This is a genomic window from Ancylobacter sp. VNQ12, from assembly GCF_049445835.1.
Classification (GTDB): domain Bacteria; phylum Pseudomonadota; class Alphaproteobacteria; order Rhizobiales; family Xanthobacteraceae; genus Ancylobacter.
In genome coordinates, this window is sequence record NZ_JBMSDU010000009.1 from 33433 (window position 1) to 59438 (window position 26006).

Genomic DNA, 26006 nt, shown 5'->3' on the forward strand with positions numbered 1-26006 from the left:
ATCGTATCCAAGATTGTCGACAAAACAACCGCTTATGGTGCACATAAATATCGCGGTTTGTGACGCATAAATGAGCATTCCGCTCGACACCAACGTGCGGCGTGGCTACTGATCCGGTGTCGGACGAGGTGAGGCGCATGGCAAAGACGGCCCCGGACAAGGATGATGCCGGCGAGGCGGAAGCCGCGTGGACGTCGTCGGCATCGGACGATGCGATCTATGACAAGGTGCATGCCGCCATCGCCGCGCAGGACCTGCCGCCGGGCACGCGGCTGCGCGAGGAGGAGTTGCGGGAGATCTTCGGCGTCAGCCGCGCCCGTGTCCGCAAGGTGCTGACCCGTCTCGCCTATGCCGGCCTCGTTACCATCGAGCCGAACAAGGGTGCTTCGGTGTTCCGCCCGAGCCCGCGCGATGCGCGCGAGATCTTTGCCGCGCGGCGCGGCATCGAGGAAACCATACTGCGCCTGCTGGCCGGTCGGCTCGTCCCCACCGACCGGGCGGCGCTGGAGGCGCATGTCGCCGCCGAGGCGGCAGCGGAGGCGCGGCGCGACTGGGCGGAGATGGTGCGGCTTTCCGGTGAGTTCCACCTGCGGCTGGCGGAGATTTCCGATAATGCCATCCTTTTGCGCTTCCTGCGCGAACTGATCACCCGTGAGGCGCTGGTGATCCTGGTTTACGAGAAGCCGGGCCAGCCGAGCTGCTCGCATCATGAGCACCAACTGATCCTCGAAGCGATTGCCGCCGGCGATGCCGCGCGTGCTGTCGCGCTGATGGACGAGCATCTCGCCAATGTGGAAGACCGGCTCGACCTCGACCGCGAGACCCGCAAGGGCATCGACCTAGCGGCGCTGCTCTCGGCACGCTGAGGCTCAGGCGGCGTCCATCGCATCGAGCTCGGCGACGGCGCGTTTGAGGCGGTCGAGATTCTCGGCGGTGTAGGCAGCATAGTCGAAGTCGATGGCCGAGTGCAGCTCGGAGACCATGCTCCACAGCGATTCACGCAGGAGCGAGGCGACCAGCATGGCCTGCAGCTTGAGGCGCAGCGCGTCGTCCGGCGTGCGGCCATAATAGAGGGCGAGCATCTCGTCGCGCTGGGCGGCATCAAGGCCATTATTGGAGGCGAGGCCGCCAAGGTCGAACAGCGGTGTGTTGAAGCCGCCATAGTCCCAGTCGATCAGCCAGAGCCGGTTTCCGTCATCGATGAAATTGGCCGGCAGCAGGTCATTATGGCCGAATACGATTTCGGTGGTCCCGACCAGCGCCTCCACCCGCTCGGCCAGCGCGCCATAGATGGGCAGGTCCGCCTTGAGGCGGTGGTCGCCGTCGTTCAGCGCGTGGATATAGGAGCGCAGCACGTGGAAGGTCCAGAACGCCAGCGCCGGCCCGCGCAGCTGGCGCGTCACCTCCACATGGGCGCGGCGCACCAGCTCGACTACGGGCGCCAGATTCGCCCGTACATCCGCTTCGTCGAAGGTCTTGCCCTCGATGAAGTCGATGACGAGGAGGCCGGGCTCGGCATGGCGTAGTGCCGGGGAGATGCCGGCGGCTTCCGCCGCCCTCGCCGCCGCCAGCTCGTTGAAGCGCATGACATTGTGCAGCGGAATGTCGTCGCCGAGACGCACGACATATTTCGCCCCGCCATCTTCCACCACGAAATTGGTGTTGGTGATGCCGCCACCGAGTGGGCGCGGCTCCACCTTCGAGCGCCAGAGCGGCAAGGCGCGGATGCGGTCGGCGGGTGAGGGCGGCATGGGCGGCATTCCGGTGGGACGAGAGGATGCGTGTTGCCGGCAGGCGAGGCAATGGGCGTGCCGAAGCACCAGCAGGGCCGGGCTTTCCCTCGTTCAGCTCCTCACCCGAAGATGCGCGCATTCTCCGGATCGTACAGCGCGCCGAGATGCAGCTTCGCCGGCACGCGCTCCATGGCGACGTCGAGCTCGTAGGTGCCTGACAGCAGGAAGGCGTCGTCGAGCCCGCCCTCGGCGCGGCGCACATAGCCATAGCCGATCGGCTTGCCGACCGTGGGGCCGAAGCCGGCGGAGGCCAGCCAGCCCACGCGCTCGCCATTGCGGTAGATGGTCTCTCGGCCGAGCAGGATGATGTTCGGATCCTCCACCGTGAAGCCGGCGAGGCGCTTGACCAGCGGCAGACCCGCCTTGGCTTCCAGCGCGTCGCGGCCGATGAAGGGCGTGTCGGTGCCGAGCTTCACCGCCCAGCCAAGTCCCGCCTCGAAGGGGCTATGGTCCGGCCCGACATCTGAGCCCGAGGCCCAGAACGCCTTCTCCAGCCGCAGTGTTTCCAGCGCGCGGTAGCCGACATTGGCGATGGCGAATTTTTCGCCCGCCGCCATCAGCGCGTCATAGACGGTGAGGGCGAATTCGGTCGGCATGTGCAGCTCGTAGCCGAGCTCGCCGGCATAGGTGAGACGCAGCGCCCTGACCGGCGCGCCGGCAAGGCGGATGTCGCGCAGGGACGCATAGGGGAAGGCGGCGCCCGACACGTCGTCGCGCGTGAGCTTTTCCAGGAGCGCGCGCGCATTCGGGCCGATGAGCGTCAGCACCGCATGGGCCGAGGTGATGTCGACGAGATGGGCGTCGAGGCCGTCCGGGATATTTCGGCCGATCCAGTCGAAATCATGCGTCGCCGCGCCGGTACTGGCGATGAGGTAGTAGGAGGTCGGCGAGAGGCGGGCGACGGTGATGTCGCATTCGATGCCGCCGCGCCGGTTCAGCATCGGTGCATAGGTGATGCTGCCGGCCGGGCCGGAGACATCCGCCGCGCTGATCCACGACAGTGCCGCCTCGGCGTCCTTTCCAATGAGCAGGAACTTGGCGAAGGAACTCTGGTCGAGAATGGCGAGCGAGGCGCGCGCCGCCGCATTCTCGCGGGCGACCGCGTCGGTCCAGTTCGGCCGTCCATAGGTGTAGCGATCCTTCGCCTCCTCGCCGGCGCCGGCGAACCAGTTCGGCCGTTCCCAGCCGAGCTTCTCGCCGAACACCGCGCCCTGGCTTTTAAGCCGGTCATAGAGCGAGGAGCGGCGCAGCGGGCGCCCACTGGCGTGCTCCTCATGCGGCCAGGCGATGGTGTAGTGCTTGCCATAGGCTTCCAGCGTGCGGGCCCGCACCCAGGCGACATCCTGATGGTTGCGGCCGAAGCGCAATATGTCGACCGGGGAGAGGTCGTAGGGCGGGCGGCCATTGCCGGCGATCCATTCCGCTAGCGCCTTGCCGGCGCCGCCGCCCGAGGCGATGCCGAAGGCGTTGAAGCCGGCGCCGACATAAAAGCCGGTCAGCTCGGGTGCCTGGCCGAGGATGAAGTTGCCATCCGGCGTGAAACTCTCCGGGCCGTTGATCAGCTCCTTGATGCCGGCGGTCTCCAGCGCCGGCACGCGGCCGAGCGCCAGCTCCATGATCGGCTCGAAATGATCGAAATTCGACGGCAGCAGCTGAAAGTTGAAGCCGGCGGGGATGCCGTCTTCCGCCCAGGCGATGGGGTTCGGCTCATAGCCGCCCATGACGAGGCCGCCGACCTCCTCCTTGTAATAGGTCAGCCGGTCGGGATCGCGCAGGGTCGGCAGATTGGGCAGCACGCCGGGGATCGCCTCGGTGATCATGTACTGGTGCTGCACCGAGACCAGCGGGACATTGACGCCGGCCATGGCACCGACCTCGTGCGCCCATTGCCCGGCACAATTCACCACGATTTCGCAGGCGATGGGGCCGCGATCGGTTTCCACGCTCGTCACCCGCCCGTTCTCCACTTTGAGGCCGGTGACCAGCGTGTCCTCAATGATGGTGACGCCATTCATCCGCGCGCCCTTGGCGAGCGATGAGGTGATGTCGGAGGGGTTGGCCTGCCCGTCGGTCGGCAGGAAGGCGGCACCGACGACATCGGCGACGTCCATCAGCGGCCACAGCTCCTGCGCCTCCTTCGGGCTCAGCAGGTGCATTTCGAGGCCGAAGGAGCGGGCCGTGGTGGCTTGACGCTTCACCTCGGTCCAGCGCTCGGCATTGCAGGCGAGGCGCAGGCCGCCATTCATCTTCCAGCCCGTCGCGAGGCCGGTCTCGGCCTCCAGCGTACGGTAGAGCTTCACGGATTCGCCGAGCAGCTGGGTGATGCCGGCATTGGAGCGCAGCTGGCCGACCAGACCGGCGGCGTGGAAGGTCGAGCCCGAGGTGAGCTTGTGCTTCTCGATCAGCACCGTGTCCCTGAAGCCCAATTTGCCCAGGTGATAGGCGGTCGAGGTGCCGATGATGCCGCCGCCGATGATGACGATCTGGGCCTGGGTGGGGAAGGCGGACATCGGTGACTCCTGCGGGGCGAATGGTCACCTTCGAGGTCACCTTGCGCGGCGAGGGATGTCAACGATATTCCACGAAGAACAACATTTTTTGTGGCTATATGTGATCCGGCGAGGGAAGAATGAGCCGCACGCCGGCCTCCCGGCACTGCGCGGCGAAGGCGTCGGGCGGCGGGCCGTCGCTCACCACCGCATCGACCGCGGCGAGTGGGCAGACCGTGACGGAGGCTTCGCGGCCGAATTTCGAGCGGTCGGCGACGACCCAGCTCTCTTCCGCCTGTGCCATGGCGGCGCGGGAGAATTCCGCCTCGAACAGATGGAAGTCCGCCAATTCGCCGGCGCGGGTGATGGCGCCGACCGAGAGCAGGGCGTAGCGCACCTTGAACTGGCTGATGAAGGCCATAGCGGAGGCGCCGAAGGCGGCGGCATCCTCCCCGCCCAGCTCGCCGCCGGCCATGAACACGCGATTGCCGTTGCGCGAGGCCAGGCGGTAGGCGATCTGCGCGGAATGGGTGACGATGGTGAGCCGCGAGCGGCTGGCTAGCGCGTCCGCCACATAGGCCGAGGTGGTGCCGTTATCGAGGAACAGGCTGTCGCCATCCTCGATGCGCTCGCGCACCAGCGTGGCGATCGTCCACTTGGCCTCCTTGTTCACCTGCATGCGGCGCTGAAAGGGCGGTTCCTCCGCCTGTTCGGGCACCATGATGCCGCCATGGAAGCGCAGCAGCGCGCCGTCCTCGATCAGCGGCTGGATGTTGCGCCGGATCGTCTCGGTGGAGACAGCGAGGCGGGCGGCCAGCTCGGTGATGGAGCAGCTGCCGCTGGCGCGTACGGCCTGGAGAATATCGCTGCGGCGCTTGATGGACATTCAGGCTCTCCCGCCGCGCGACCGGCTGTTCGTGCAGAAATTCCACATGATCCCACATCATTAGCAGCAAATGCGGGATATGCGAGGCTTTCGCAGGCGCGTTATACACGACCCGGCACGCCGCTCCGGCCGGCGCGAGAGGCAAGCGCTGCTTCATGCGGAGAAAGCGTGTTTCTCTCAGAGAAATTTTATTGACAGGCCGGCGAGCCGATGTAAGCATTTCCACGTTGAGCGGACAGGGCCGCGACGCGCAAATGCGTCCGTCATCGCTCGATCATCCCTGCGCGCTCCGTCCATCCCGATGCAGACCTCGTAAAGCGAAGGTTTCCTCAGATATGACCGCTGCATTCCCTCGCAATTCCATTCTGAACGAGCGGCATATCGAGCTCGGAACCAAGTTCGAATCTTCGTGGAACGGCATGCCGCTTCCGCAATTCTATGCGACCGACCCTTATGAGGAGGTCGCGACCATCCGCTCCAAGGCGGGGCTGATCGACGTCTCCTCGCTCAATCTGGTCAATGTGACGGGCAGGGACGCGGCCACGCTGCTCAACGAGGTGCTGACGTCGGACATCGCCAGGATGAAGCCGGGCCAGTCCGCCATCAGCAACATCGTCGACGACAATGGCTGCCTGATCGACGACGTGCTGGTCTATTGCAATGCAGCCGACGATTTCCGCCTGTCGCACGGCTCCGGCAAGCTGGAGGAGGTGCTGGGCGAGTTCAGCCTGGGCAAGGACGTCACGGTGCAGAATGACGGCGACACCCATGTGCTGTCGCTACAGGGGCCGCTGGCGCTCGACATATTGAAGCCGCACGCTTCCATCGACCTGACGACGCTGAAATATTTCGAGCACGCCCCGGCGACCCTGTTCGGCCGGCCGGTGACGCTGGCGCGCGGCGGCTATTCGGCCGAGCGCGGCTATGAGGTGTTCAGCGCGGCCGCCGACACCGTGTTTATCTGGGACAAGATCCTCGAGGCCGGCAAGCCGTTTGGCGCCATGCCGGTGTCGTGGCAGAGCCTTGATATCGTCCGCGTCGAGGGCGCGCTGCTGTTCTTCCCCTATGACATGCCCAAGGGCGACGAGACGCCGTGGGAAGTCGGTGCCGACTGGACGGTCGACCTCGACAAGCCGGCCTTCCGCGGCAAGGAGGCGCTGGTGCGCCGCAAGGCCGAGCAGCGCGTCGTGCAGCGTGGCATGGAGATCGACCATCACGAGCAGATCGAGCCCGGCGCCAAGCTGGTCAAGGACGGCAAGGAGGTGGGTTCGCTCAACTCGTCGATCTACAGCCGGCACCTGATGCGCTCCATCGCGCTGGTGCATGTGGTGCCGGAGTTCGGCGCCTTCGGCACAGAGTTTGAGGTGGTCGGGCCGCAGGGCACCTTCATCGGCCGACTGGTGAAGACGCCGTTCTATGACCCGCTGCGCCTGCGCACCCATCCGCTGGAGGAGCGGAGCTGAGGTTTCGCGGTCGTCATCCAGGATCGGCCTTCGGTCGTCCGGGATGACCTGGGTGAATGGAAAAAGGGCCGGAGCGTACCGCTCCGGCCCTTTCTAATTCAGCAGGCTGGCCGTTCACGCCCGCACGCGGCTCTTGGTCGGGTCGTAATGCGGGAAGCCGGTGGTCGTCGCGGCGATGCGCTTGGCGTGGCCGTCGAGCTTGCCGATCTCCACGCTCGCCCCGGTCTCGGCCATGCTCACATCGAGCCGGGCCAGCGCGATGATGTGGCCCAGCGTCGGCGAGCGCGTGGCGCTGGTGACGACGCCGATCTGCGCCCGCCCGTTATAGATCGGGTCGCCGTGATGCACCGGCTCGTTCTCCGCGACGGTGAGGCCGACCAGCTTCTTCGAGGGGTGGGCGCGGCGGCGGGCCAGCGCCTCCTTGCCAATGAAGTCGTCGGTCTTGGATTCCGGTACGGTGAAGCCGATGCCGGCCTCGAACGGGTCGGTCTGGTCGCAGAACTCGTAGCCTGAGAAGGCGAGGCCCGCCTCGATGCGCACCATGTCGAGCGCGAGCAATCCGAGCGGTTCCAGCCCGTAGGGCGTGCCGGCGGCAAAGAGCGCGTCCCAAACCTCGGCGCCGCGGCTCGGATGGCACCAGATCTCATAGCCGAGTTCGCCGGTATAGCCGGTGCGCGAAACCATGACCGGCACGTCGCCGATCTTGCCGATGGTGAAGCGGAACCATTTCAGCTCGTCGGCGCTCGGCTGGTGCGCCGGGGTGACGAGTATCTCGCGAAGGATGTCGCGCGACTTCGGCCCCTGTAGCGCGAGATTGTGCAACTGGTCGGTGGAGGATTTCACGAAGGCATTCAGCCCGTGCTTGGCCGCCAGTTCGCGCAGCCAGACGCCGCAGTAATCGTCGCCGCAGACGAGGCGGAAATTGTTCTCGGCGAGGCGGAACACGGTGCCGTCGTCGAGCATGCCGCCATGCTCATATGTGAGCGCGGTGTAGACCACCTGGCCGACGGCGAGCTTGCGGATGTCGCGGGTGACCGCGAGCTGCACCAGCTTCTCGGCATCCGGCCCGAGGATTTCGAACTTGCGCAGCGCCGAGAGGTCCATCACCACGGCGCGCTCGCGGCAGGCCCAGTATTCCTCAATCGGCCCGCCCGCATTGAAGCAGTCCGGCAGCCAGAAGCCGCGATAATCGGTGAACTTGCGGGTGAGCGCGGAGGTGCGCGCGTGGAAGGCGGTCTCGCGCGTCAGCCGCGGGGCGGAGTCGGGCGTCATGCGGTGGGCGATCCCTCTGGAGAAATTATTCGTGCCGTCATAGACGCGCACATGGATGTCGGTGGGGTGCCAGGCATTGGAGGCGTCGACGTCGTCGGCGCAGGAGGAGGAGGCGCAGACGAGATCGGTGAGCGCGCGCAGCAGCACATAGTCGCCCGGCCGCGACCACGGCTCGTCCATGCCGATGCGGTCGCCGGGGGCGACGAACGTATTGTAGAAGAAGTTGACCGCCGGCCAGCCCATTTTCGGCTCGATGCCATAGGGCGCCAGGGCACGGTTGAAATTGTCCGTGCAGTTGTCGTGGCCGGGATAGCCCATGTCGTCGTAATATTTGGCATTGCACGCCAGCATGAAGGTGTCGTGCCGGCCGACCGTGTCGCGGATCACCTCGACCAGGGCGGTCTGGTCTTCGTCGAAATATTTCGAGTGCAGGCCCGGCCCTGGACTTGCCGAGCCCATTAGCGTGCGGGTGGTGGTCGGGTCGAGCCCCTTCTCGCGGCCCGACGCCAGCTTGGCGGCGTCGAAGGCGAGGAAGTCGGAGCATTGCTGGCCGTCGACATCAATGATCTGGATGTAGTCGCCGGCCTTCACCTCATAGGCGCTCGCGGATGCCGCACGGATGCGCAGGTCGAGCTTCGCTTCGGCGAGCGGCGGCGGCAGCGTGCCGGCGGAGGGCGCGGCCGGCTCGATCTCGACGATGAGGTCGGTCGGCGCGTCCTGCGCACCGGGATCCATCGGGCCGCCGGGCGCGGCGAGCACACAGGCGAGGTGTTCCGGCGCGGTGAAGCTGACGCTGGCGCCCGATGGCTGCGAGGCGCCGAACAGTTCGGCGCCTTCCACCACCCCGCCAAGGAAGGCACGGGCCGTCTCGGGCAGGGCGTCGCCGGTGAGCTGCACCCCGCCGAGGAGGTCCATGAGGCTGCCGGAAAGCCCCGAGACGAACAACGCGCCGGGCTGCCCGCCTTCCGGATCGACAATGTGCACGCGGTCGCCCGGCTTCAGCTCGAAGCTGGCAAAGCCGCCGCCCGGCGCGACATGGCGCAGCCGCGCTGGATTGAGGCGGCGCACGCCCGACGTCGTGCCGAGCTGGATGTTCATGGCGTCTCTCCCGATGACGTGTGGCGGCCTATTCGGCAGCCACGGCCGCTGGATTGATGAAGGCCTCGAACGAATCGTCCAGCGCCTCCAGCCACTTGGTGTGGTGGCCGGGCGCCTTGTTGCCGGTCATGATCGAGACATAGGAATTGTCGCGATAACCCATGATGTCACGCTCCTTGTCGTGTTCCCACACCTTGAACAGGGCGGCGACGGCGTCGAGGTCGAACATCGGGTAGTCGGTGGCCGGGATCAGTTCCTTCATGTAGTCGGTCTGGAAATCGATGGCGTCGAACGCGGTCTCGATCGTGCCTTCCTTCTCCAGCCATTTGGCGATGTCGGCGGCGATCGCCTCGTCCGAGGGCAGCGCGATGCGGCCGAGGATGATGTCGCGCACGTACCAGGCCTGCGCGTCGAACATGTTGAACGTGTAGTACTGGTCCTGCATGCCGAGATAGAACAGCTTGTGGTTGTTCTCCCACACCACGCCCTTGTAGAGATCGGGCGGGTTCATGCGGTTGGCGCTCTTGAGCCGCATGTCGTCCGGCAGGAACGGGTAGTTGTGGAGGTAGCCGGTGCACAGGATCACCGCATCGACTTCCGTGCTCGTGCCGTCGATGAAATGGGCGACGCGTCCGTCCAGCTTTTCCAGCAGCGGCTTCTCGGTGAAGCAGCTCGGCCATTTGAAGTTGGAGCGGCGGGTGCGGTAGCTGAAGGTGATCGACTTGGCGCCGTATTTGTAGCACTGGCTGGCGATGTCCTCCGCCGAATAGGACGAGCCGACCACCAGCAGATCCTTGCCGACGAATTCGTCGGCGGCGCGGAAGTCGTGGGCGTGCATCACCCGGCCGGGGAACATCTCGATGCCGGGGAAATACGGCACGTTCGGCGTCGAGAAGTGGCCGGAGGCGACGACCACATAGTCGAACACCTCGGAATAGAGCTCGTCCTTGACCAGGTCCTTCACCGAGACGGTGAATGTTTCTGTCTCCGGCGAATACTCGATCCACTTCACCGCGGTGTTGAAGCGCACGCTCGGCTTGAGGCCCGCCTTCTCGACCCGGCCCATGATGTAGTCGTGCAGTACGGCGCGGGGAGGATAGGACGGAATGGGCCGGCCGAAGTGCTCCTCGAAGGTGTAGTCGGAGAACTCCAGGCACTCCTTCGGGCCGTTCGACCAGAGGTAGCGGTACATGGAGCCATGCACCGGCTCGCCATACTGGTCGAGGCCGGTGCGCCAGGTGTAGTTCCAGATGCCGCCCCAATCCGACTGCTTTTCGAAGCAGACGAATTCCGGGATCTCGGCTCCCTTCTTCTGTGCAGACTGGAAAGCCCGAAGCATGGCCATGCCCGACGGGCCGGCACCGATGATGGCGACGCGGATGCTCATTTGCGTGTTCCCGTAGTCCTCATTGGAAGGTTGCCGGATCGCTGCCTCCTCGACGGGAAACCTGTTCGTCCGGCCTTTGATGAAAGCCTCGTCTATATTTCTTGTTTGTCAAGATAGTTTCCTGGAAAGAATTCGATCCTTGTGCGCTGCCAAATTCGGCAGCCCGCCTAAACAATGGGCGATGGGGGTTCTTGACGGAAAAAGTTTCCTGCTGAACACTTCATTTTATCGCAGAGAAACATTTCGGCACGGTCAGCCCCGTTTCTCCACGAGCAGTCTTCATGCCAATCCGCCCGAGAGAACGGCCTTCCAGAGACCGCCATCATGCTGATTTCGGACATCAAGAGCCGGCCTGTCTATGAGCGCCTGAGCCTCGACGGCAGCGGGCGCCGTCATCTCGTGCTCAGCGACGCGCCGCGTCCGCTCGCCGAGGTGATAGACGGCACGGAGGACGCCGCCGCGCCGCTCGGCTACTGGATCGTGGCGGCGACCAGCGCGGTCGATGGCCAGCCCCGGATCGAGCCGGCCCCCGGCAATGCGGCGGAGCTGGAGGAGCGCGCCTTCCGGGCGGTGCCGCATCTGCTCGACCGCCTGTCGCATCGGCTGGCGCAGGAGACCGTCGGCTTCCGGCTCTATGCCGTGGGCGAGGAAGGCTTCATCTGGGACGTCGCCCGGCTGGCCCGCGAGGCGGGGCTGGAGGGCGCCGAGTGCCGGACCGCCCATGCCGGTTCGCTGCGCCGCAAGGTGTTCTGCGTCCACTGCAAGACCGTCACCGGCGACGTCACCACCAGCATCGTCGTGTGCGCGGGCTGCGGCGCGCATCTGGTGGTCCGCGATCACTTTTCCCGCTTCCATTCCGCCTTTATGGGGGTGCAGGCGGATGCCGAGGCGCCGGGCGAGCTGCCCCCCGTCGAGGAGGTGTTTCCATGAGCCACCGCGCCACCACCCTTCCGCTGCGCGTCGCCACCATCGTGCCGCTGTCGCCGACGCTGAAGGCGTTCACCCTCCTGCCCGCCGATGGTGGGCTGGTGGCGCCTTCCGGGCCCGGCGCGCATCTGCGGTTGTTCCTGAAAGATGGCGAGCGGCTGCACCGCAACGCCTATTCGCTGATCGCAAATCCGGCGGATCGCAGCCACCTCTCCATCATCGTGCGGCGCGTCGCCGACTCGAAGGGCGGCTCGGCCTTCCTGCATGAGCAGGTAAGCGAGGGTGACGTGATCGAGGCCGGACTGCCGGCCAATCTCTTCCCCGTGATGCGTACCGCGCGCCGGCACCTGATGGTGTCGGGCGGCATCGGACTGACGCCGTTCCTCGCCTATATCGCCGCCTTCGAGGCGGCGAGCACGCCGTGGGAGCTGCACCATTTCTGCCGGCCGGCCGAGCGCGCCGTGTTCGAACAACTGCTCGCCCGCTATCCCGCGTCCAAGGTGCACTTCCATTGCGATGTCGATCTCGGCGGGCTGGAGCAGGCGCTCATCCGCCAGCCGCTCGGCACGCATTTCTATACCTGCGGGCCGGCGCTGCTGATGGAGGCGGCGATGGAACTGGCCGCGTCCCTCGGCTGGCCCAGGGCTCGGCTGCATTCGGAATCCTTCGGCGGCGTGGCGGCGGGCGGTGAGCCCTTCATAGCCGTGCTGCGCCGCTCGGGGCTGGAGATCGCGGTCGGGGCGGAGACCAGCCTGCTCGACGCCATCGAGGCCGCCGGCGTCGAGGCGCCGTGTCTGTGCCGGGGCGGGGCCTGCGGGCAGTGCGTCACCGAAGTGGCGGAGGGCGAGCCCGAGCATCGCGATCATTTCCTCGACGCGGAGGAGCGCGCCTCCAATCGCCTGATCATGACCTGCGTGTCGCGCGCCCGCACCGCGCGCCTCGTGCTCGAACTCTGACCGGACAGGGGACCGCCGTGACCATCCAGTTCAAGCCGGAAGAGACGTTCCGCGACGAGTTCACCTACGCGAACTCCGACGCCGCGGTACTGCGCTTTCCGTTCCCCTTCCCGGAAGACGCCTACATGTACTCGGTGAACATCGAGCCGCATGTGCCGGGCGGGCCGACGCCGGCCTTCGACAACCCGTTCGATGTCGACGAACACTATGTCGCGGAGTGCCGCGAGCGCGCCAGGGTGCTGGAGCAGGACCCCGGCCGCTGCAAGGTGCTGCCTCACATGATGGCGGCGCAGTGGGACACGCTGGAGCTCATCATGGAGAGCTTCGCCGCGTCCTATCCCGAGCATTTCACGCTGACCCGCGAGGGGACGAACTGGACCTGGGAGAACCGCCCGCTCGGCATATGCGACAGCTTCGTCTTCGGCGACGCTTCGAGCCTGCCGCTGCCTCCTTTTGAGTACATCACCCGGCAGGCGCAGGGCGATTTCACCCTGCAGGACCAGCGCGACGACAACCTGTTCATCGACGGCGGCATGGTGACGACGCAGGCCGACTGGTCGCTCGATTTCGATGTCGGCATGAGCTTCCACCAGTGGCACGGCCCGGTGCCGCTCGCCCATCAGAAGGGCGTGTTCGACCGCGCGCTGAAATTCCTGCTGCGGCTGCAATATGGCCAGCCGGTGCGCCGGCTGAACTGGACCATGACCATCAATCCGCGGCTCGACACCAGCCCGGAAAACTATCCGCAATGGGGGCCGGACCGGCTGACGATCACGCCGGAGAATGTCGGCGCCAAGCTGCATCTGCGGGTCGAGTTGCAGTCGCTGTTCCGGTTGCCGCGCTCCAACGCCATTCTTTTCGGCATTCGCTGCTATCTGTGCAGCATCGAGGACCTCGCTCGCGTCGACATCTGGGGCAAGCGCCTGCACCGTGTGCTGCGCGACCTGCATCCGGAGATCGCCGACTACAAGGGCACGACGCGCTATCGCGAGATGGCGGTTGACTATCTGTCGCGCTTCGACGACGGCGCCGACCTTCCCGTCGGGACGGCGCCGCGCCAGTCCGTCCTGCCGGCCAAGCGCTGAGGCCGGCATGCGCATGCCGTTGCGTACGCTTAACCGGCCCCCGGAACTCGCCGGGGTGATCGAGGCCGAGCCGAACCAAGCGGCCCCTGTCGCGCTGAAGAACGGTCAGCATGTCGCGCCGCCGCCCGTGGTGACGGAGGAGGCCATTGCCACCGGCTCGGGCGCGCCGCGCGCGTCCAGTGTGACGGTCGAGCAGGCGATCGGCGCGCAGATCCGCCAGCAGCGCAAGAAGCTGGACATCACCAGCGCCGAGCTGGCGGCGACGGCGAAGATCTCGCCCGGCATGATCTCGAAGATCGAGAACGGGCAGATTTCGTCCTCGCTTTCCACGCTCACCGCCCTGGCGAGCGCGCTGAACGTGCCGATCGCGGCGCTGTTCGCCGGCTATGACGACCGCAGCGACTGTTCCTTCGTCAAGGCGGGGCAGGGCACTGTCGTCGACCGGCGCGGCACCAAGTCCGGCCACATCTACGAGCTGCTCGGGCATTCGCTTGGCTCGGGCATGGTGGTGGAGCCGTTCCTCATCACCCTCACCGGGGAGGCGACGGCCTATTCGGCCTTCCGCCATGCCGGTGTGGAGCTGATCTACATGCTCTCCGGCTCCGTCGGCTACCGCCACGCCGACAAGGTCTACGAGTTGCAGCCCGGCGATACGCTGTTCTTCGATGCCTCCGCCCAGCATGGGCCGGAGGAGCTGATTTCCGTGCCCATGACCTATCTGTCGATCATCGTCTATCCGAAGGAATGAGCGTCCGCGTGACGCGTCTTCCCAGCCGCGACAGGGGCGCTCCCTCAGCGGACTAGTGGCCTGCAATTTGCCTGTGAAGAAAGAGATGTTCCTGAAAGGACACCTCACTCGCCACGCATGCCCCCAGCGAACCATCCAAGGGAAAGATCCGATGCGCGTTCAAAGTCTCATGAAAGCACTTGCGGTGTGCGCGGCTGTGGGCGGTATGCCCGCGCTCGCCCAGGCCGAGGAATCCAAGGCCCCGATCATCATCGCGCTGCATGACTGGACGGGCCAGCACATCACCTCGCACATCGCCGGCGACCTGCTGAAGGCGAAGGGCTACAAGGTGGAGTACGTCACCATCGATTATCTCACCGGCCTCACCGCCATGGAGAATGGCGACGTGACCGTGATGACGGAGCTGTGGGCGACCACGGCCGGCGACGCGATGAAGGCTTCCGATGCCACCGGCAAGACCGAGAATCTCGGGCCCCTCGGCCCGGCGGCGAAGGAAGAGTGGTGGTACCCGATCTACATGAAGGAGAAGTGCCCGGGCCTGCCGGACTGGAAGGCGCTGCTGAAGTGCGGCGAGGCCTTCTCCGCGCCGGAGACCGCGCCCAAGGGCCGCTATCTCGGCATGGAAGCCACTTGGGGCGGCCATGATCCCGAGCGTATCGAGGCGCTGGGCCTGCCCTTCGTCGCCGTCGACGCCGGTACCGAGTCGGCAATGTTCGCCGAGCTGAAGTCCGCCTATGAGCGCAAGGCGCCCATCATGCTGTGGGTCTACTCGCCGCACTGGGTGCCCTCGGTGTTCGAAGGCGAGTGGGTGCAATTCCCCGAATATGACGCGGCCTGCTACACCGACCCGAAATGGGGCACCAACCCCGACAAGGCATTCGACTGCGGCAAGCCGCATGGCGAGATCTTTAAGTACACTTCCGCCGATACCAAGACCAAGTGGCCCGGCGCCTATGCCGTGCTGAAGAAGCTCAAGGTAGACGGGCCGGAGCTGAACCTCATGGTCAAGGAAGTGGACGTCGACGGCAAGAACCTCGACGAGGTCGTCGCCGCCTATGTCGCCAAGCACAAGGGCGAGTACTGATCCGGCCCCGCGTAGGACCGGCGCTTGCCGCCGGTCTTGCCGTTTCCGGGCGCCGCCCTCTCTGGCGGCGCCCGTCTTGCCCAACCTCCGACAGCTGAAGGGCCCGCCTCATGGCCATGGTTTCGATCGCGCCCGTTCCGGCCACGGCCCCCGCCAAGGCTTCGCCCGCCACCGACGCGCCGCCGGCCCTCATCTGCCGCAACCTCTGGAAGGTGTATGGCGCCAATGCCGACGCCTTCATGCGCGATAACCCGATTCCGACGCCCGCCGAGGTGCGCGCCGCCGGGCTGTTCGCCGCCGTGCGCGATGCCTCGCTGGAGATCCGTCAGGGCGAGATCTTCATCATCATGGGCCTGTCGGGTTCGGGCAAGTCGACGCTCGTGCGCTGTCTTTCGCGCCTCGTCGAGCCCACGGCCGGCTCGGTGTTCTACGAGCACCAGAATCTGCTGCGCATGACGCCGGGCGAGCTCATCGAGGTGCGCCGGCACAAGATGGGCATGGTGTTCCAGAACTTCGCCCTGCTGCCGCACCGCACCGTACTGGGCAATGTTGCCTTCCCGCTGGAGGTGCAGGGCGTGCCGAAGCCCGAGCGCGAGGAACGTGCGCTCAAGGTGATCGAGCTGGTCGGCCTTGCCGAGCGCGCCGGCTACTACCCGCGCGAACTCTCCGGCGGCCAGCAGCAGCGCGTGGGCATCGCCCGTTCGCTCGCCGCCGAGCCGGCGCTGTGGTTCCTCGACGAGCCGTTCTCCGCGCTCGACCCGCTGATCCGCCACGAAATGCAGAACGAGTTCCTGCGCCTACAGCGGATGCTGTCGAAGACCATCGTCTTCATCACCCATGATTTCGACGAGGCGATCCGCCTCGCCGACCGCATCGCCATCATGAAGGATGGCGTCATCATCCAGGTCGGCACGGCGGAGGAACTGGTGCTCCACCCGGCCTCCGACTATGTCTCCGAATTCACCCGGCACGTCACGCGAGCCAAGGTGCTGACCGCCGGTGGGGTGTGCGTGCCGGTTCTTCCCGGCGAGGCGCTGGGCCCGGCCGTGCCGGCGCGGGCGCTGGTCGCCGAGGTGGCGGAAGTCGTGCTTTCCGCCGACGCGCCGGCCGCCGTGGTCGACGCTGGCGGCGCCGTGCTCGGCAAGCTGGAGAAGGCGGCGGTGATCGCCAATCTGGTCGGGGGAGCCCAATGAGCGATGTCGCCCTGCAACGCGCCGCCGCGCAGTGGCGGGTGCCGGCCGGCTGGCTCGTCGCCGGCCTCGTCGCGCTCGCGGTGCTTGTGCCCTATGCCGCGCCGGAGACCTTCGGCTGGGCGAAGGCCTATCCCTCGAAGTGGATCGTGCCAATCAGCGATTGGCTGAAGGCGCTCCTCTACTGGCTGGCGCGCGACGCGACCTTCGGGCTGTTCACCTTCAAGGACATGACGCGCTTCATTTCCGGCCTGTTCGGCTATGCGCTGGACGTGCCGAAGGCGCTGTTCTCCTCCGGCATAAGCCTCGGCGACGAGGACGGCGCCTTCCACATTCCGCGGCTGTCCTGGGCCGGCATCATCGCGGCGGTGACGATCTGGAGCTATGTGCTCGGCGGCGCTCGGCTCGCGGCGCTCGGCTTCATCGGCTTCGGTTACATCCTCGTCTTCGGCCAGTGGGACAGCGCGATGGTGACGTTATCGCAGGTCGTCCTCGCGGTGGCGACGGGCGTGGCCGGCGGCATCGGGCTCGGCATCCTCGCCTACCGCGTGCCGCGCATCGAGAGCGGGGTGGTGGCAGCGCTCGACTTCATGCAGACGGTGCCGACCTTCGCCTATCTGGTGCCGCTGGTGTTCCTGGTCGGCGTCGGCCCGGTCTCGGGCATGCTGGCGACCATCCTCTACGCCATGCCGCCCATGGTGCGCGTCACCATGATGGCGCTGAAGCGCGTGCCACCGGAACTGGACGAACTCGCCCGCATGACCGGCTGCCTGCCGCGCCAGCAACTGTGGAAGGTGCTTGTGCCTTCTGCGCGCGACGACCTGCTGGTCGGCGTCAACCAGGTGATCATGCTGACCCTAAACATGATCATCATCGCCGCGATGATCGGCGCCGGCGGCCTCGGCTTCGACGTGCTGAACGCGCTCAGACAAGCCAACGGCCTCGGCAAGGGGCTGGAAGCCGGCCTCGCCGTCGTGGCGCTCGCCATCGTGCTCGACCGGATGAGCCGCGCGCTGGTGGAGATGCGCCCGGTGCACGGGGCTGCCGCACAACGGCGCCGCCAGCTGTTCTGGCTCGGCTTCATCGCGCTGATGGGCTTCACCGTGCTGTCGCTCGCCTTCCCAGCGCTGGAGAAGCTGCCGACGGAATACCGCATCTCCACCGGCAACATGTGGTCGGATGTGGTGTCCTGGGTGAACGTCAACCTGTTCGCCACTACCGATGCCCTGCGTACCTTCCTGCTGCTCTACCTGCTGGTGCCGGTGAAGACCTTCCTGATCGGCTTTCCCTGGGTCGGCCTGCTGGCGGTGGTGGCGGGCGGGGCGTGGGCGCTGGGCGGCTGGCGCTTCGCGCTGGGCATGGCCGCGCTGATCGCCTTCATCCCCGTGGCGGGGTTGTGGGAGCGCGGCATGACCACGATCTATCTGTGTTCGATCTCGGTGATCATCGCCACGCTGATCGGCCTGCCGCTCGGCTTCCTCGGCAGCCGCTCGCAGCGCATGCACGATTTCCTCGGGGCGATGTGCGACACGCTGCAGACGCTGCCGTCCTTCGTTTATCTGCTGCCCGTGGTCATGCTGTTCCGCATTGGCGATGTGTCGGCGCTGGTGGCGATCGTGCTCTATGCCATGGTGCCGGCGATCCGCTTCACCGACCATGGCCTCAGGCGCGTGCCGCCGAGCCTGCAGGAGGCGGGCACCATGGCCGGTTGCACCGGCATGCAGCGGCTCGCCAAGGTCGAGCTGCCCTATGCGCTGCCGGAAATCATGCTCGGCGTGAACCAGGTGATCATGATGGCGCTGTCGATGCTGGTGGTGTCGTCCTTCGTCGGCACCAATGATCTCGGCAAGCAGATTCAGGTGGCGATCTCGCAGGCCGATCCGGGCAAGGGCCTCTCCGCTGGCCTTGCTATCGCCTTTCTGGGCATCATCGCCGACCGGATGATCGGCCGCTGGGTCGCGGCCCGCCGCGCGCGCATGGGGCTGTGAGAAGCGTCAGGCGCCGCGCGAGGCAGGCACGGGCGAGTGCCGCGGTGCCTCCCGATAGCCATTCCGCGCGATGATGGTGAGGGGGCGGCCGGCCTGATCCTCAGTCGATGATGTGGTAGCCGCCGTCGATATAGAGCACCTGTCCCGTCATCAGCCGGGCGGCGTCATGGGCGAGGAAGGCGGTGGCGACGCCGACATCGTCGATCGACACCAGTTCGCGCGCGGGCGCCTTGGTCTTCGCCTTCTCCAAGAGCGCGTCGAATTCGGGAATGCCGGAGGCCGCGCGCGTCGCCAGCGGGCCGGGCGAGATGGCATGCACGCGGATGCCCTTGGGGCCAAGCTCGGCCGCCATGTAGCGCACCGCGCTCTCCAGCGCCGCCTTGGCGACGCCCATGATGTTGTAGTTCTCCACCACCCGCTCCGAGCCGTAATAGGTCATGGTGAACAGCGTGCCGCCGTCCTTCATCAACGGTTCGGCGAGGTGCGCCATGCGGATGAAGGACCAGCAGGAGATTTCCATCGTCTTCAGGAAGCCGTCGAGCGGGGCGTCGGTGACGCGGCCGGCCAGCGTGTCGCGCGGGGAGAAGGCGATGGAGTGGACCACGAAGTCGAGCTTGCCCCATTCCTCGCCGATGCGCGCGAACACGGCTTCCAACTCGCCGGGCACGCTCATGTCGAGCGGCATCAGGATCGGCGCCTCGAGCTCGCGCGCCAGCGGCTCGACATGCGGGCGCGCCCTCTCGTTGAGATAGGTCACGGCGATCTCGGCGCCGAAGGCGCGGAAGGCGCGAGCGCAACCCCAGGCGATGGACTTGTCGTTGGCGATGCCGACGATCAGGCCCTTCTTGCCCTCGAGCAGCTTGGCCTTCGCGGCGGGAATGGGCATCTGGCGGCTCCGTTCGGTGTGCAGGCGGAGGGAACGGCGCTATTCGGCTGCCACGGTGGCGGCGTTGCGGCGGGCGGCGGCATAGAGCGTGGCGACGGCGCAGGAGGCGAGGCGGGTGCGCACCGAATCCGCGCGCGAGGTCAGGATGATCGGCACGCGCGCGCCGAGCACGATGCCGGCGGCATCGGCATGGGCGAGGAAGGTCAGGTTCTTCGCCAGCATGTTGCCGGCCTCAAGATCGGGCACGACGAGGATCTGCGCATGGCCCGCGACCGGAGAGACGATGCCCTTGATGCGCGCCGCTTCGGGATCGATGGCGTTGTCGAAAGCCAGTGGCCCCTCGACGAGGCCGCCGGTGATCTGGCCGCGCTCGGCCATCTTGCACAGGGCCGCCGCCTCGATAGTGGAGGGTATCTTGGTGGTCACCGTCTCCACCGCCGAGAGGATGGCGACCTTCGGCGTGCCGAGGCCGACGCCAGTCCACAGGTCGATGGCGTTCTGGATGATGTCGCGCTTAGCGTCGAGGTCGGGGAAGATGTTGATCGCTGCATCGGTGATGAACAGCGTCTCGGCATGGCCGGGCACGTCCATGACGAAGACATGGCTGATGCGCCGGGCGGTGCGCAGCCCGGTGGCGGAGGCGGCCACCTCCTTCATCAATTCGTCGGTGTGCAGGCTGCCCTTCATGAGTAGCTCGCCGCGTCCCTCGCGCACCAGTTCCACGGCCTTCGCCGCCGCCGCATGGCTGTGCGGAGCGTCGATGATCTCGATGCCATCGAGGTTCAGCCCGTACTGGCCCGCGACCGCACGTATCTTGGCGTCCGGCCCCACCAGGATCGGCACGATCAGCCCGGCTTCGCCCGCTTCCAGCGCGCCGCGCAGCGAGGTCTCGTCGCAGGGATGCGCGACGATGGTAGTGGCGGGACCGCTGGTGTGGGCCTTGGCGATCAGGCGATCATATTTGGAGGGCGCTGCGTCCGGCGGAAGCGGGGGGATATCGGCCATCAGGTCTCAGTTCTCCTTGCGCGCGGCCACGGAAAGTCGGGGACGTGAGGGGGCGGAAGGCGCGAACAGACGCCGGACCTCTTCCATCCGCTCGGCCGCTTCCCCGGCGAGCGGGCCGCGGGCGCTCAATATCTCCTCAAGCAAGGTGAGGACGGACTTCCGCTGCTCGACATCGTCCGGAAGCAGAGCGGGGATCGCCTGCAACGCCGCTCTGCTGTCGATGAGCAGCATGAAGAACTGCTCCCGCACCAGCGCCTTGAAGCCTTCCAGGGTGAGCTGCGAGCTTCGCTCGCCATCCCGGCGCAGCCGCCGGATTGCCTCGAAGCCGCGCTCGTCGGCGCCGCCGCGCGCCAGGCCGACATAGACCAGCGCCCGCACGCCGGCCTCCAGCAGGCCGCCGCTGGTGAAGCCCTCGCGCAGCTCTGCAATCCGCTTGGCCAGGAGTTCGTCATGCAGCTGGCTCTTGGCCGCGCGGCGCGGCCATTGCTGCGAGGTGGTATCGACGCCGACCGCCGCCTGTAGCAGGGGGGAGCCGTAGATGGCGCGGAACAGCGTCTCCGACTGGTGCTCGACCGCCTTGCGCCAGCCTTCCAGCCCCTCGACGATCTGGCGCGAGGCCTGCTCCTGCGCCTTGAGGAACGGATTGTCCGGCGCGACCGGGTGGCGATCCTCGCGGACCTTGCGGGCGGCATCGTCGAGCCAGGCGAGGGCCGGGTTCTGCGCGCCGAACATCTCATAGCTCAGCCGCAACGGGTGCAGCTTGCGGGCGGCCTCGGCCATGGCCGGGTTGACCAGCGCCTTTACCCAGGGCTGCACCAGCGCGCGATAGAGCGAGAGGTTGATCTCCGATACCCGCGCCGCCGCGGCGAAGCGGCGCTCGTCCTCCAGCGTGTTGCCGCCGAGCGCGCGGATGTCGTCGAGGTCACGGGCCTCGCAGCGCATGAACCACTCGCCCGATGGCAGATTCGGGTCGGTGCCGGGCTTGGGCTCGAACACCGCCTCATAGAGGCCGGGCGGCAGCACATCGATGAAATCGATGTTGGAGGCGAATTCCTGGTGCTCCTTCCGCGCGACGCTCGCCGAGACGAAGATGCCGAGATGGCCGATCTTGTCGTGCACCGTGTAGACGATGGTCTGGCCGTAGGAGCGGATCTCGTCGACACTGTCATAGAGGTCGAGGATCCAGTCGAGCGCCTGCTGCGGCGGGGTGATGTTGTCGCCATGCGAGCAGAACACCACGATCGGCGAGCGGATGCTGCGCAGGTCGATCTCCTTGCCGTCGGAGGTGCGGATGTCGCCGCAGGCGAGGTGGTTGCCGACGAACAGCTCGTCGACGATGAACTGGATTTCCTCGCCATTGAGCAGGACGTGGCCGCCCCACCATTTCTCGAAGCCGAGATAGCGCTCCACTTCGGTGTCGACCTTGGAATAGAGGTTGTACTGCTTGCTCCACAGCGTGTTGGCCGGGTTCTGGTTCTCGAAGTTCTGCACCAGCCAGGCGCCGTCGAAGATGCCGGCGCCGAGATCGCTGGTCAGTGCGGTGAGCCACGAGCCCCCGAGCAGGCCGCCGGAATAGCGCATGGGATTCTGTCCCGTTACGCCGGCCCAGTAGGAAAGCGGCGAGCCGGCGATGATGATCGGGCCGAACAGTTCCGGGCGCACCGCCGCAAGCATCATCACCGCCCAACCGGCCTGGCAGTTGCCGACCACGCAGGGCTTGCCCTCGGCATGCGGATGGCGGGCCGCGACGGCTTCCAGGAAGGTCGCCTCGGCGCGGCCGATATCCTCGATGGTCTGGCCGGCGACAGGATCGGGAAGGAAGCCGATGAAATAGCAGGGATGCCCGGCATGGAGTGCCACGCCGATCTCGCTGTCGGCCTTGAACCCGCCGATGCCGGGCCCGTGGCCAGCGCGCGGATCGACGATGACGAAGGGGCGCATTGTCTCGTCGACCGCGACCCCTTCGGGTGGCACGATGCGCACCAACAGATAGTTCACGGGCCGGGGCAATGTGCGCCCGTCGACGATGAGTTCCGGCTGATAGTCGAGCACGTTGGGCGCCGTCTGCGCCATGTGCTCCTCGTACTGGAGGCCGCGCTGGCGCATGGCCTCAAGATAGAGAATCCAGCGCTGGCTGGCGTCGACCAGATAGGAATTGGCGGCAGATACGAAGTCGGTGGCGCTTTCGCTCACGGCCATGCTCCCAGCTGGTTGTGTCACGATAGCTGCTGTCCGAAGTCTTTCCCATGACGTTCGTCGCCGCCTTGACGATGATCAACGCGCGGGACGATCGGCACGTCGAGGTCTTCGCGTCCCAGTCTCGCGACAGCCCTTGCGATGCCGGGTCAGTTGCCGCAGAGTTGTCTGGATCGGTTCCAGGGAACCTCGTTCGTTGAGCCAGATCAAGGGCGCCGTTCGGGCCATGGTGCCATATGAACGCAGTGTTGCATGTGCCGTCGCCCGACATGCGGGAAGCCATATCCGCAGGGCGGGTTCGTTCTTCAGTAGTGTCGCGACCGTGCGGGCGGTCGGAGGCGGGTCTTTGTGCGACGGGGTCGCACTCCTCTTCAGGCTACGGACGTATTCAGTGACGGCCCGGCAAAGGGCCGCCGGGAGGTGACGCATGGGCGACAAGAAAAAGCACAACAAGACATCGGCTCCCGAGGGCGAGCCGCTTTCGCGCAAGCTCTATGAGGAAGAACTGAAGCGCCTGCATGGCGAGCTGGTGAGCCTGCAGGAATGGACGAAGCACACCGGCGCCAAGGTCTGCGTCGTGTTTGAAGGCCGTGACACGGCGGGCAAGGGCGGCGCGATCAAGGCACTGACCGAGCGGGTGAGCCCGCGGGTGTTCCGCGTCGTCGCGCTGCCGCCGCCCACCGAGCGCGAGAAGTCGCAGATGTATGCGCAGCGCTACGTGCCGCATCTGCCGGCGGCCGGCGAGATCGTGATCTTCGACCGCAGCTGGTACAACCGCGCCGGCGTCGAGCGCGTCATGGGGTTCTGCACCGAGGAACAGGCGACCAAGTTCCTCGAGACCATTGCCGGGATCGAGAAGGCGATGATCGAATCCGGTATCATCCTGCTGAAATACTGGCTGGAGGTCAGTCAGGAGGAGCAGACCAAGCGCATCGAGTCCCGCATCAACGACCCGCGCAAGGTCTGGAAGCTGTCGCCGATGGACCTGAAGTCCTACAGCCGCTGGTATGACTATTCGCGCGCCCGCGACGACATCTTCGCCGCGTCGGACACGCCCTGGGCGCCCTGGTATGTCGTCGACTCCAACGACAAAAGGCGCGCCCGGCTCAACATCATCACGCATATCCTGTCGAAGGTGCCCTACGAGGCGCCCAAGCGCGAAAAGATAAAGTTGCCCAAGCGCCAGAAGGCTGGCGGCTATGTGGAGCCGGAGGATATCCGGCACCATGTCCCCGCTGTGTTCTGAGCGGAGCGGCCTCTGCCCTCCCGCGCCTTTGTTCGAGAAACTCTGCCCAGTCGGCATGGAGCAAGACGATGAGCGAGACTGAGAAGATCCAGGGCGCCGACAAGCGCCTGCTAGGCGACGAGAGCTTCATGTCAGCGGCGGATCTGCGCGGTTACATGGACAAGGTCGCCACGGCCCACGCCAACGAGATGGCCGAGGCGGTCGACCGCGCGGAGCGGGCGAAGGAGGAACTGGCCAAGACCCTTGCCAAGCCGATCGAGCTGACGCCGCAGAAGCTCGAGGAGATCGCCCAGAGCCTTCTCGTCAAGCTGCGGGCCGCCGCCGAGCGCGGCGACACCGAGCTGATGGTGATGCGTTTCCCCAACACGCTGTGCACCGATCACGGCCGCGCCATCAACAACACGCTGGAAGGCTGGCCCGACACGCTCACCGGCCGTCCGCGCCAAGCTTACGAGCTGTGGCGCGACCGGCTCAAGCCGTCCGGCTTCGGGCTGGCGGCGATGATCGTTGACTGGCCGAAGGGCATGCCGGGCGATGTCGGCCTGTTCCTCACTTGGGGAGGCCGGTAGCAGCCGGCCTATCCGGGCGTTGCGCCGAGGCGGCGCACGAGGAATAACAGCACGATCCGGCCACGCTCGCGCGTGGCCTTCTGACGCGAGAGCACGACCATGTCGCCGGCCATGCATCCCCTGGCTACGGAACATCTGCCTTTCTTCATCACCGCGCCCGGCGACACCGACGTGCTGATGGTCGTCGGGGTGGTGACGCTGGTCGGCTCGGTGCTGCTGGCGGGTGTGCTGTTCCTGACGATCCACTCACTGCCCGAGCGCATGGCGCATGAGGGCCAGAAGCTCCAGTTCGAGATCGTCGCGGTGCTGTGCCTGCTGGCGCTGTTCACCCATATCCAGCTGTTCTGGGTGGTGGCGCTGCTGCTCGCCTTCATCGACCTGCCAGACTTCATGACGCCGCTGAACCGGATCGCGCGCTCGTCCGAGAAGCTGGCGGGCTTGCCGTCGCCAGCAGAGCCTGACCCCTCGACCGATGCGCCGGCCGGCAAGACGGAGCACGGACATGCTTGAGCTCATGCTGTGCTCGATGCTGACGGTGCTGCCGGACTATCTCTACCGGCGCTACGGCCAGGGAAAGCGCTTCGGCCACGAGATCACGCTCTATTCGGTATGGTACGAGCTGCGATGGGGCATCACCACCTGCCTAATGCTGACCGTCTCGCTGATCACCATCATCTTCTACAACCACCCCGCGACGACCAACGTCACCGCCTATTTCCGCACCGTCTCGATCCTGCCGGAGACGATCGGCCGGGTGGCGGAGATACATGTCGGGGTGAGCGACCACGTCGCCAAGGGCCAGCCGATCCTGCGGCTCGACGATTCGAGCCAGCGGGCGGCGGTCGAGACGGCGCGGCGGCGCATCGTCGAGACCGACGCGGCGATGCTGGTCGCGCGCACCGATCTCGCGGTGGCGGAGGGCCAGATCGTGCAGGCGGCGGAATCGCTGCAGCAGGCGCGCGACGAACTCGCCACCAAGCAGGAACTGCTGGCCCGCAACGCCGATGTGGTGACGCGGCGCGAGATCGAGCGGCTGCAGAACGTCGTCGACGGGCGCGAGGGCGCGCTGGTGGCGGCGAATGCCGCCAGGGACGGTGCCGTGGCCCGGCTGGAGCAATTGCTGCCCGCACAGAAGGCGAGCGCCGAGGCCGCCCTTGCCGAGGCCGAGACCGCGCTGTCGAAAACCGTGATCCGTGCCGGGGTCGATGGGCGCGTGGAGCAGTTTGCCGTGCGCGTGGGCGACCTCGTCAATCCGATGATCCGCTCGGCCGGCCTGCTCATTCCCGACGGTGCCGGCCGAGAGCGGCTGGTCGCGGGGTTCGGGCAGATAGAGGCGCAGGTGATGAAGGTGGGCATGGTGGCGGAGGCGACCTGCATCTCGAAGCCCTTCGCCATCATCCCGATGGTGGTGACGGAGGTGCAGCAGTTCATCGCTGCCGGGCAGGTCCGCGCCACCGAACAGCTGCTCGACGCCCAGCAGGTGCAGCAGCCGGGCACACTGACGGTGACGCTGGAGCCGCTCTACGAGGGCGGGCTGGACGGCGTGCCGCCCGGCTCCAGCTGCATCGCCAACGCCTATTCCTCTAACCATGACCGGCTGGCGGCGGGAGGGCTTGGCATCGTCACCGCGTTCTACCTGCACATGGTCGACACCGTGGCGCTGGTCCATGCGCTGCTGCTGCGCCTGCAGGCGCTGATCCTGCCGATCCAGACCCTGGTGTTCGGCGGGCATTGAGCC

Annotated in this window: 21 protein-coding genes; 13 read left to right on the top strand and 8 right to left on the bottom strand. The window is 66.5% G+C overall.

Annotated elements, in window-relative coordinates:
* Nucleotides 1-137 precede the first annotated feature (137 nt).
* Nucleotides 138-866 carry a GntR family transcriptional regulator gene (locus tag ACO2RV_RS13695; RefSeq protein ID WP_423293842.1) on the top strand — a complete coding sequence of 243 codons (729 nt, stop codon included), beginning with the start codon at nt 138-140 and terminating at the stop codon, nt 864-866.
* Between the two features lie 3 nt (nt 867-869).
* Here the strand turns inward: ACO2RV_RS13695 and ACO2RV_RS13700 are convergent, their stop codons facing one another.
* The 3 genes from ACO2RV_RS13700 to ACO2RV_RS13710 all read right to left on the bottom strand — a co-directional run bounded on the left by ACO2RV_RS13700 (nt 870) and on the right by ACO2RV_RS13710 (nt 5168).
* A complete protein-coding gene (locus ACO2RV_RS13700) occupies nt 870-1751 on the bottom strand; it encodes a phosphotransferase (RefSeq protein WP_423293844.1) in 882 nt (293 codons plus the stop codon).
* 101 nt (nt 1752-1852) lie between these two features.
* Nucleotides 1853-4303: a GcvT family protein gene (locus ACO2RV_RS13705; protein WP_423293846.1), complete on the bottom strand. Its 2451-nt coding sequence runs from the start codon at nt 4301-4303 to the stop codon at nt 1853-1855.
* Between the two features lie 94 nt (nt 4304-4397).
* Nucleotides 4398-5168 (bottom strand): DeoR/GlpR family DNA-binding transcription regulator, encoded by a 771-nt coding sequence (locus tag ACO2RV_RS13710; RefSeq protein WP_423293848.1) that lies wholly within the window; start codon nt 5166-5168, stop codon nt 4398-4400.
* A 335-nt stretch (nt 5169-5503) separates the two neighbouring features.
* On the opposite strand from ACO2RV_RS13710, the gene ACO2RV_RS13715 reads away from it, so the two are divergent.
* Nucleotides 5504-6631, top strand: a complete 1128-nt coding sequence (locus ACO2RV_RS13715; protein ID WP_423293850.1) for an aminomethyltransferase family protein — start codon at nt 5504-5506, stop codon at nt 6629-6631.
* A gap of 114 nt (nt 6632-6745) precedes the next feature.
* Here the strand turns inward: ACO2RV_RS13715 and ACO2RV_RS13720 are convergent, their stop codons facing one another.
* Both ACO2RV_RS13720 and ACO2RV_RS13725 read right to left on the bottom strand, forming a co-directional pair.
* Nucleotides 6746-9001 (bottom strand): DUF1989 domain-containing protein, encoded by a 2256-nt coding sequence (locus ACO2RV_RS13720; RefSeq protein WP_423293852.1) that lies wholly within the window; start codon nt 8999-9001, stop codon nt 6746-6748.
* A 28-nt stretch (nt 9002-9029) separates the two neighbouring features.
* The gene (locus ACO2RV_RS13725; RefSeq protein ID WP_423293854.1) at nt 9030-10388 is read right to left on the bottom strand and encodes an NAD(P)-binding domain-containing protein; all 1359 of its coding nucleotides are present in this window, start codon (nt 10386-10388) and stop codon (nt 9030-9032) included.
* A 324-nt stretch (nt 10389-10712) separates the two neighbouring features.
* On the opposite strand from ACO2RV_RS13725, the gene ACO2RV_RS13730 reads away from it, so the two are divergent.
* The 7 genes from ACO2RV_RS13730 to ACO2RV_RS13760 all read left to right on the top strand — a co-directional run bounded on the left by ACO2RV_RS13730 (nt 10713) and on the right by ACO2RV_RS13760 (nt 18366).
* Complete coding sequence (locus ACO2RV_RS13730) at nt 10713-11318, top strand: dimethylamine monooxygenase subunit DmmA family protein (RefSeq protein ID WP_423293856.1); 606 nt, start codon at nt 10713-10715, stop codon at nt 11316-11318.
* Entirely contained in the window at nt 11315-12271 is a 957-nt protein-coding gene (locus ACO2RV_RS13735) for a PDR/VanB family oxidoreductase (protein WP_423293858.1), read from the top strand. Before ACO2RV_RS13730 ends, ACO2RV_RS13735 begins: the two co-directional genes overlap by 4 nt.
* A gap of 17 nt (nt 12272-12288) precedes the next feature.
* The gene (locus tag ACO2RV_RS13740) at nt 12289-13356 is read left to right on the top strand and encodes a heme-dependent oxidative N-demethylase family protein (RefSeq protein WP_423293860.1); all 1068 of its coding nucleotides are present in this window, start codon (nt 12289-12291) and stop codon (nt 13354-13356) included.
* A 7-nt stretch (nt 13357-13363) separates the two neighbouring features.
* On the top strand, nt 13364-14104 hold the full coding sequence (locus ACO2RV_RS13745) for a helix-turn-helix domain-containing protein (RefSeq protein WP_423293862.1): 741 nt from the start codon (nt 13364-13366) through the stop codon (nt 14102-14104).
* A 205-nt stretch (nt 14105-14309) separates the two neighbouring features.
* Nucleotides 14310-15188, top strand: a complete 879-nt coding sequence (locus tag ACO2RV_RS13750) for an ABC transporter substrate-binding protein (protein ID WP_423293863.1) — start codon at nt 14310-14312, stop codon at nt 15186-15188.
* 116 nt (nt 15189-15304) lie between these two features.
* Nucleotides 15305-16381, top strand: a complete 1077-nt coding sequence (locus ACO2RV_RS13755) for a quaternary amine ABC transporter ATP-binding protein (protein WP_423294089.1) — start codon at nt 15305-15307, stop codon at nt 16379-16381.
* Nucleotides 16378-18366 carry an ABC transporter permease gene (locus ACO2RV_RS13760; RefSeq protein WP_423293865.1) on the top strand — a complete coding sequence of 663 codons (1989 nt, stop codon included), beginning with the start codon at nt 16378-16380 and terminating at the stop codon, nt 18364-18366. The genes ACO2RV_RS13755 and ACO2RV_RS13760 overlap by 4 nt, the downstream gene beginning before the upstream one ends.
* A gap of 100 nt (nt 18367-18466) precedes the next feature.
* Here ACO2RV_RS13760 and fabI read toward each other — a convergent pair whose 3' ends face one another.
* From fabI to ACO2RV_RS13775, 3 genes are read right to left on the bottom strand one after another with little or no spacing between them, the layout of a single operon-like run.
* The gene (fabI, locus tag ACO2RV_RS13765; RefSeq protein WP_423293867.1) at nt 18467-19252 is read right to left on the bottom strand and encodes an enoyl-ACP reductase FabI; all 786 of its coding nucleotides are present in this window, start codon (nt 19250-19252) and stop codon (nt 18467-18469) included.
* 39 nt (nt 19253-19291) lie between these two features.
* Nucleotides 19292-20257 carry a phosphate acetyltransferase gene (locus ACO2RV_RS13770; RefSeq protein WP_423293869.1) on the bottom strand — a complete coding sequence of 322 codons (966 nt, stop codon included), beginning with the start codon at nt 20255-20257 and terminating at the stop codon, nt 19292-19294.
* A gap of 6 nt (nt 20258-20263) precedes the next feature.
* The gene (locus ACO2RV_RS13775; RefSeq protein ID WP_423293871.1) at nt 20264-22456 is read right to left on the bottom strand and encodes a DUF3141 domain-containing protein; all 2193 of its coding nucleotides are present in this window, start codon (nt 22454-22456) and stop codon (nt 20264-20266) included.
* 424 nt (nt 22457-22880) lie between these two features.
* Here ACO2RV_RS13775 and ppk2 point away from each other — a divergent pair, with 424 nt between their 5' ends.
* From ppk2 to ACO2RV_RS13795, 4 genes are all read left to right on the top strand, one after another.
* Nucleotides 22881-23699 carry a polyphosphate kinase 2 gene (gene ppk2, locus ACO2RV_RS13780; RefSeq protein WP_423293873.1) on the top strand — a complete coding sequence of 273 codons (819 nt, stop codon included), beginning with the start codon at nt 22881-22883 and terminating at the stop codon, nt 23697-23699.
* A gap of 68 nt (nt 23700-23767) precedes the next feature.
* The gene (locus ACO2RV_RS13785; RefSeq protein WP_423293874.1) at nt 23768-24268 is read left to right on the top strand and encodes a hypothetical protein; all 501 of its coding nucleotides are present in this window, start codon (nt 23768-23770) and stop codon (nt 24266-24268) included.
* Nucleotides 24269-24367: 99 nt separating this feature from the next.
* The gene (locus ACO2RV_RS13790; RefSeq protein WP_423293875.1) at nt 24368-24778 is read left to right on the top strand and encodes a hypothetical protein; all 411 of its coding nucleotides are present in this window, start codon (nt 24368-24370) and stop codon (nt 24776-24778) included.
* The gene (locus tag ACO2RV_RS13795; RefSeq protein WP_423293876.1) at nt 24771-26003 is read left to right on the top strand and encodes an HlyD family secretion protein; all 1233 of its coding nucleotides are present in this window, start codon (nt 24771-24773) and stop codon (nt 26001-26003) included. Before ACO2RV_RS13790 ends, ACO2RV_RS13795 begins: the two co-directional genes overlap by 8 nt.
* Nucleotides 26004-26006: the final 3 nt, after the last annotated feature.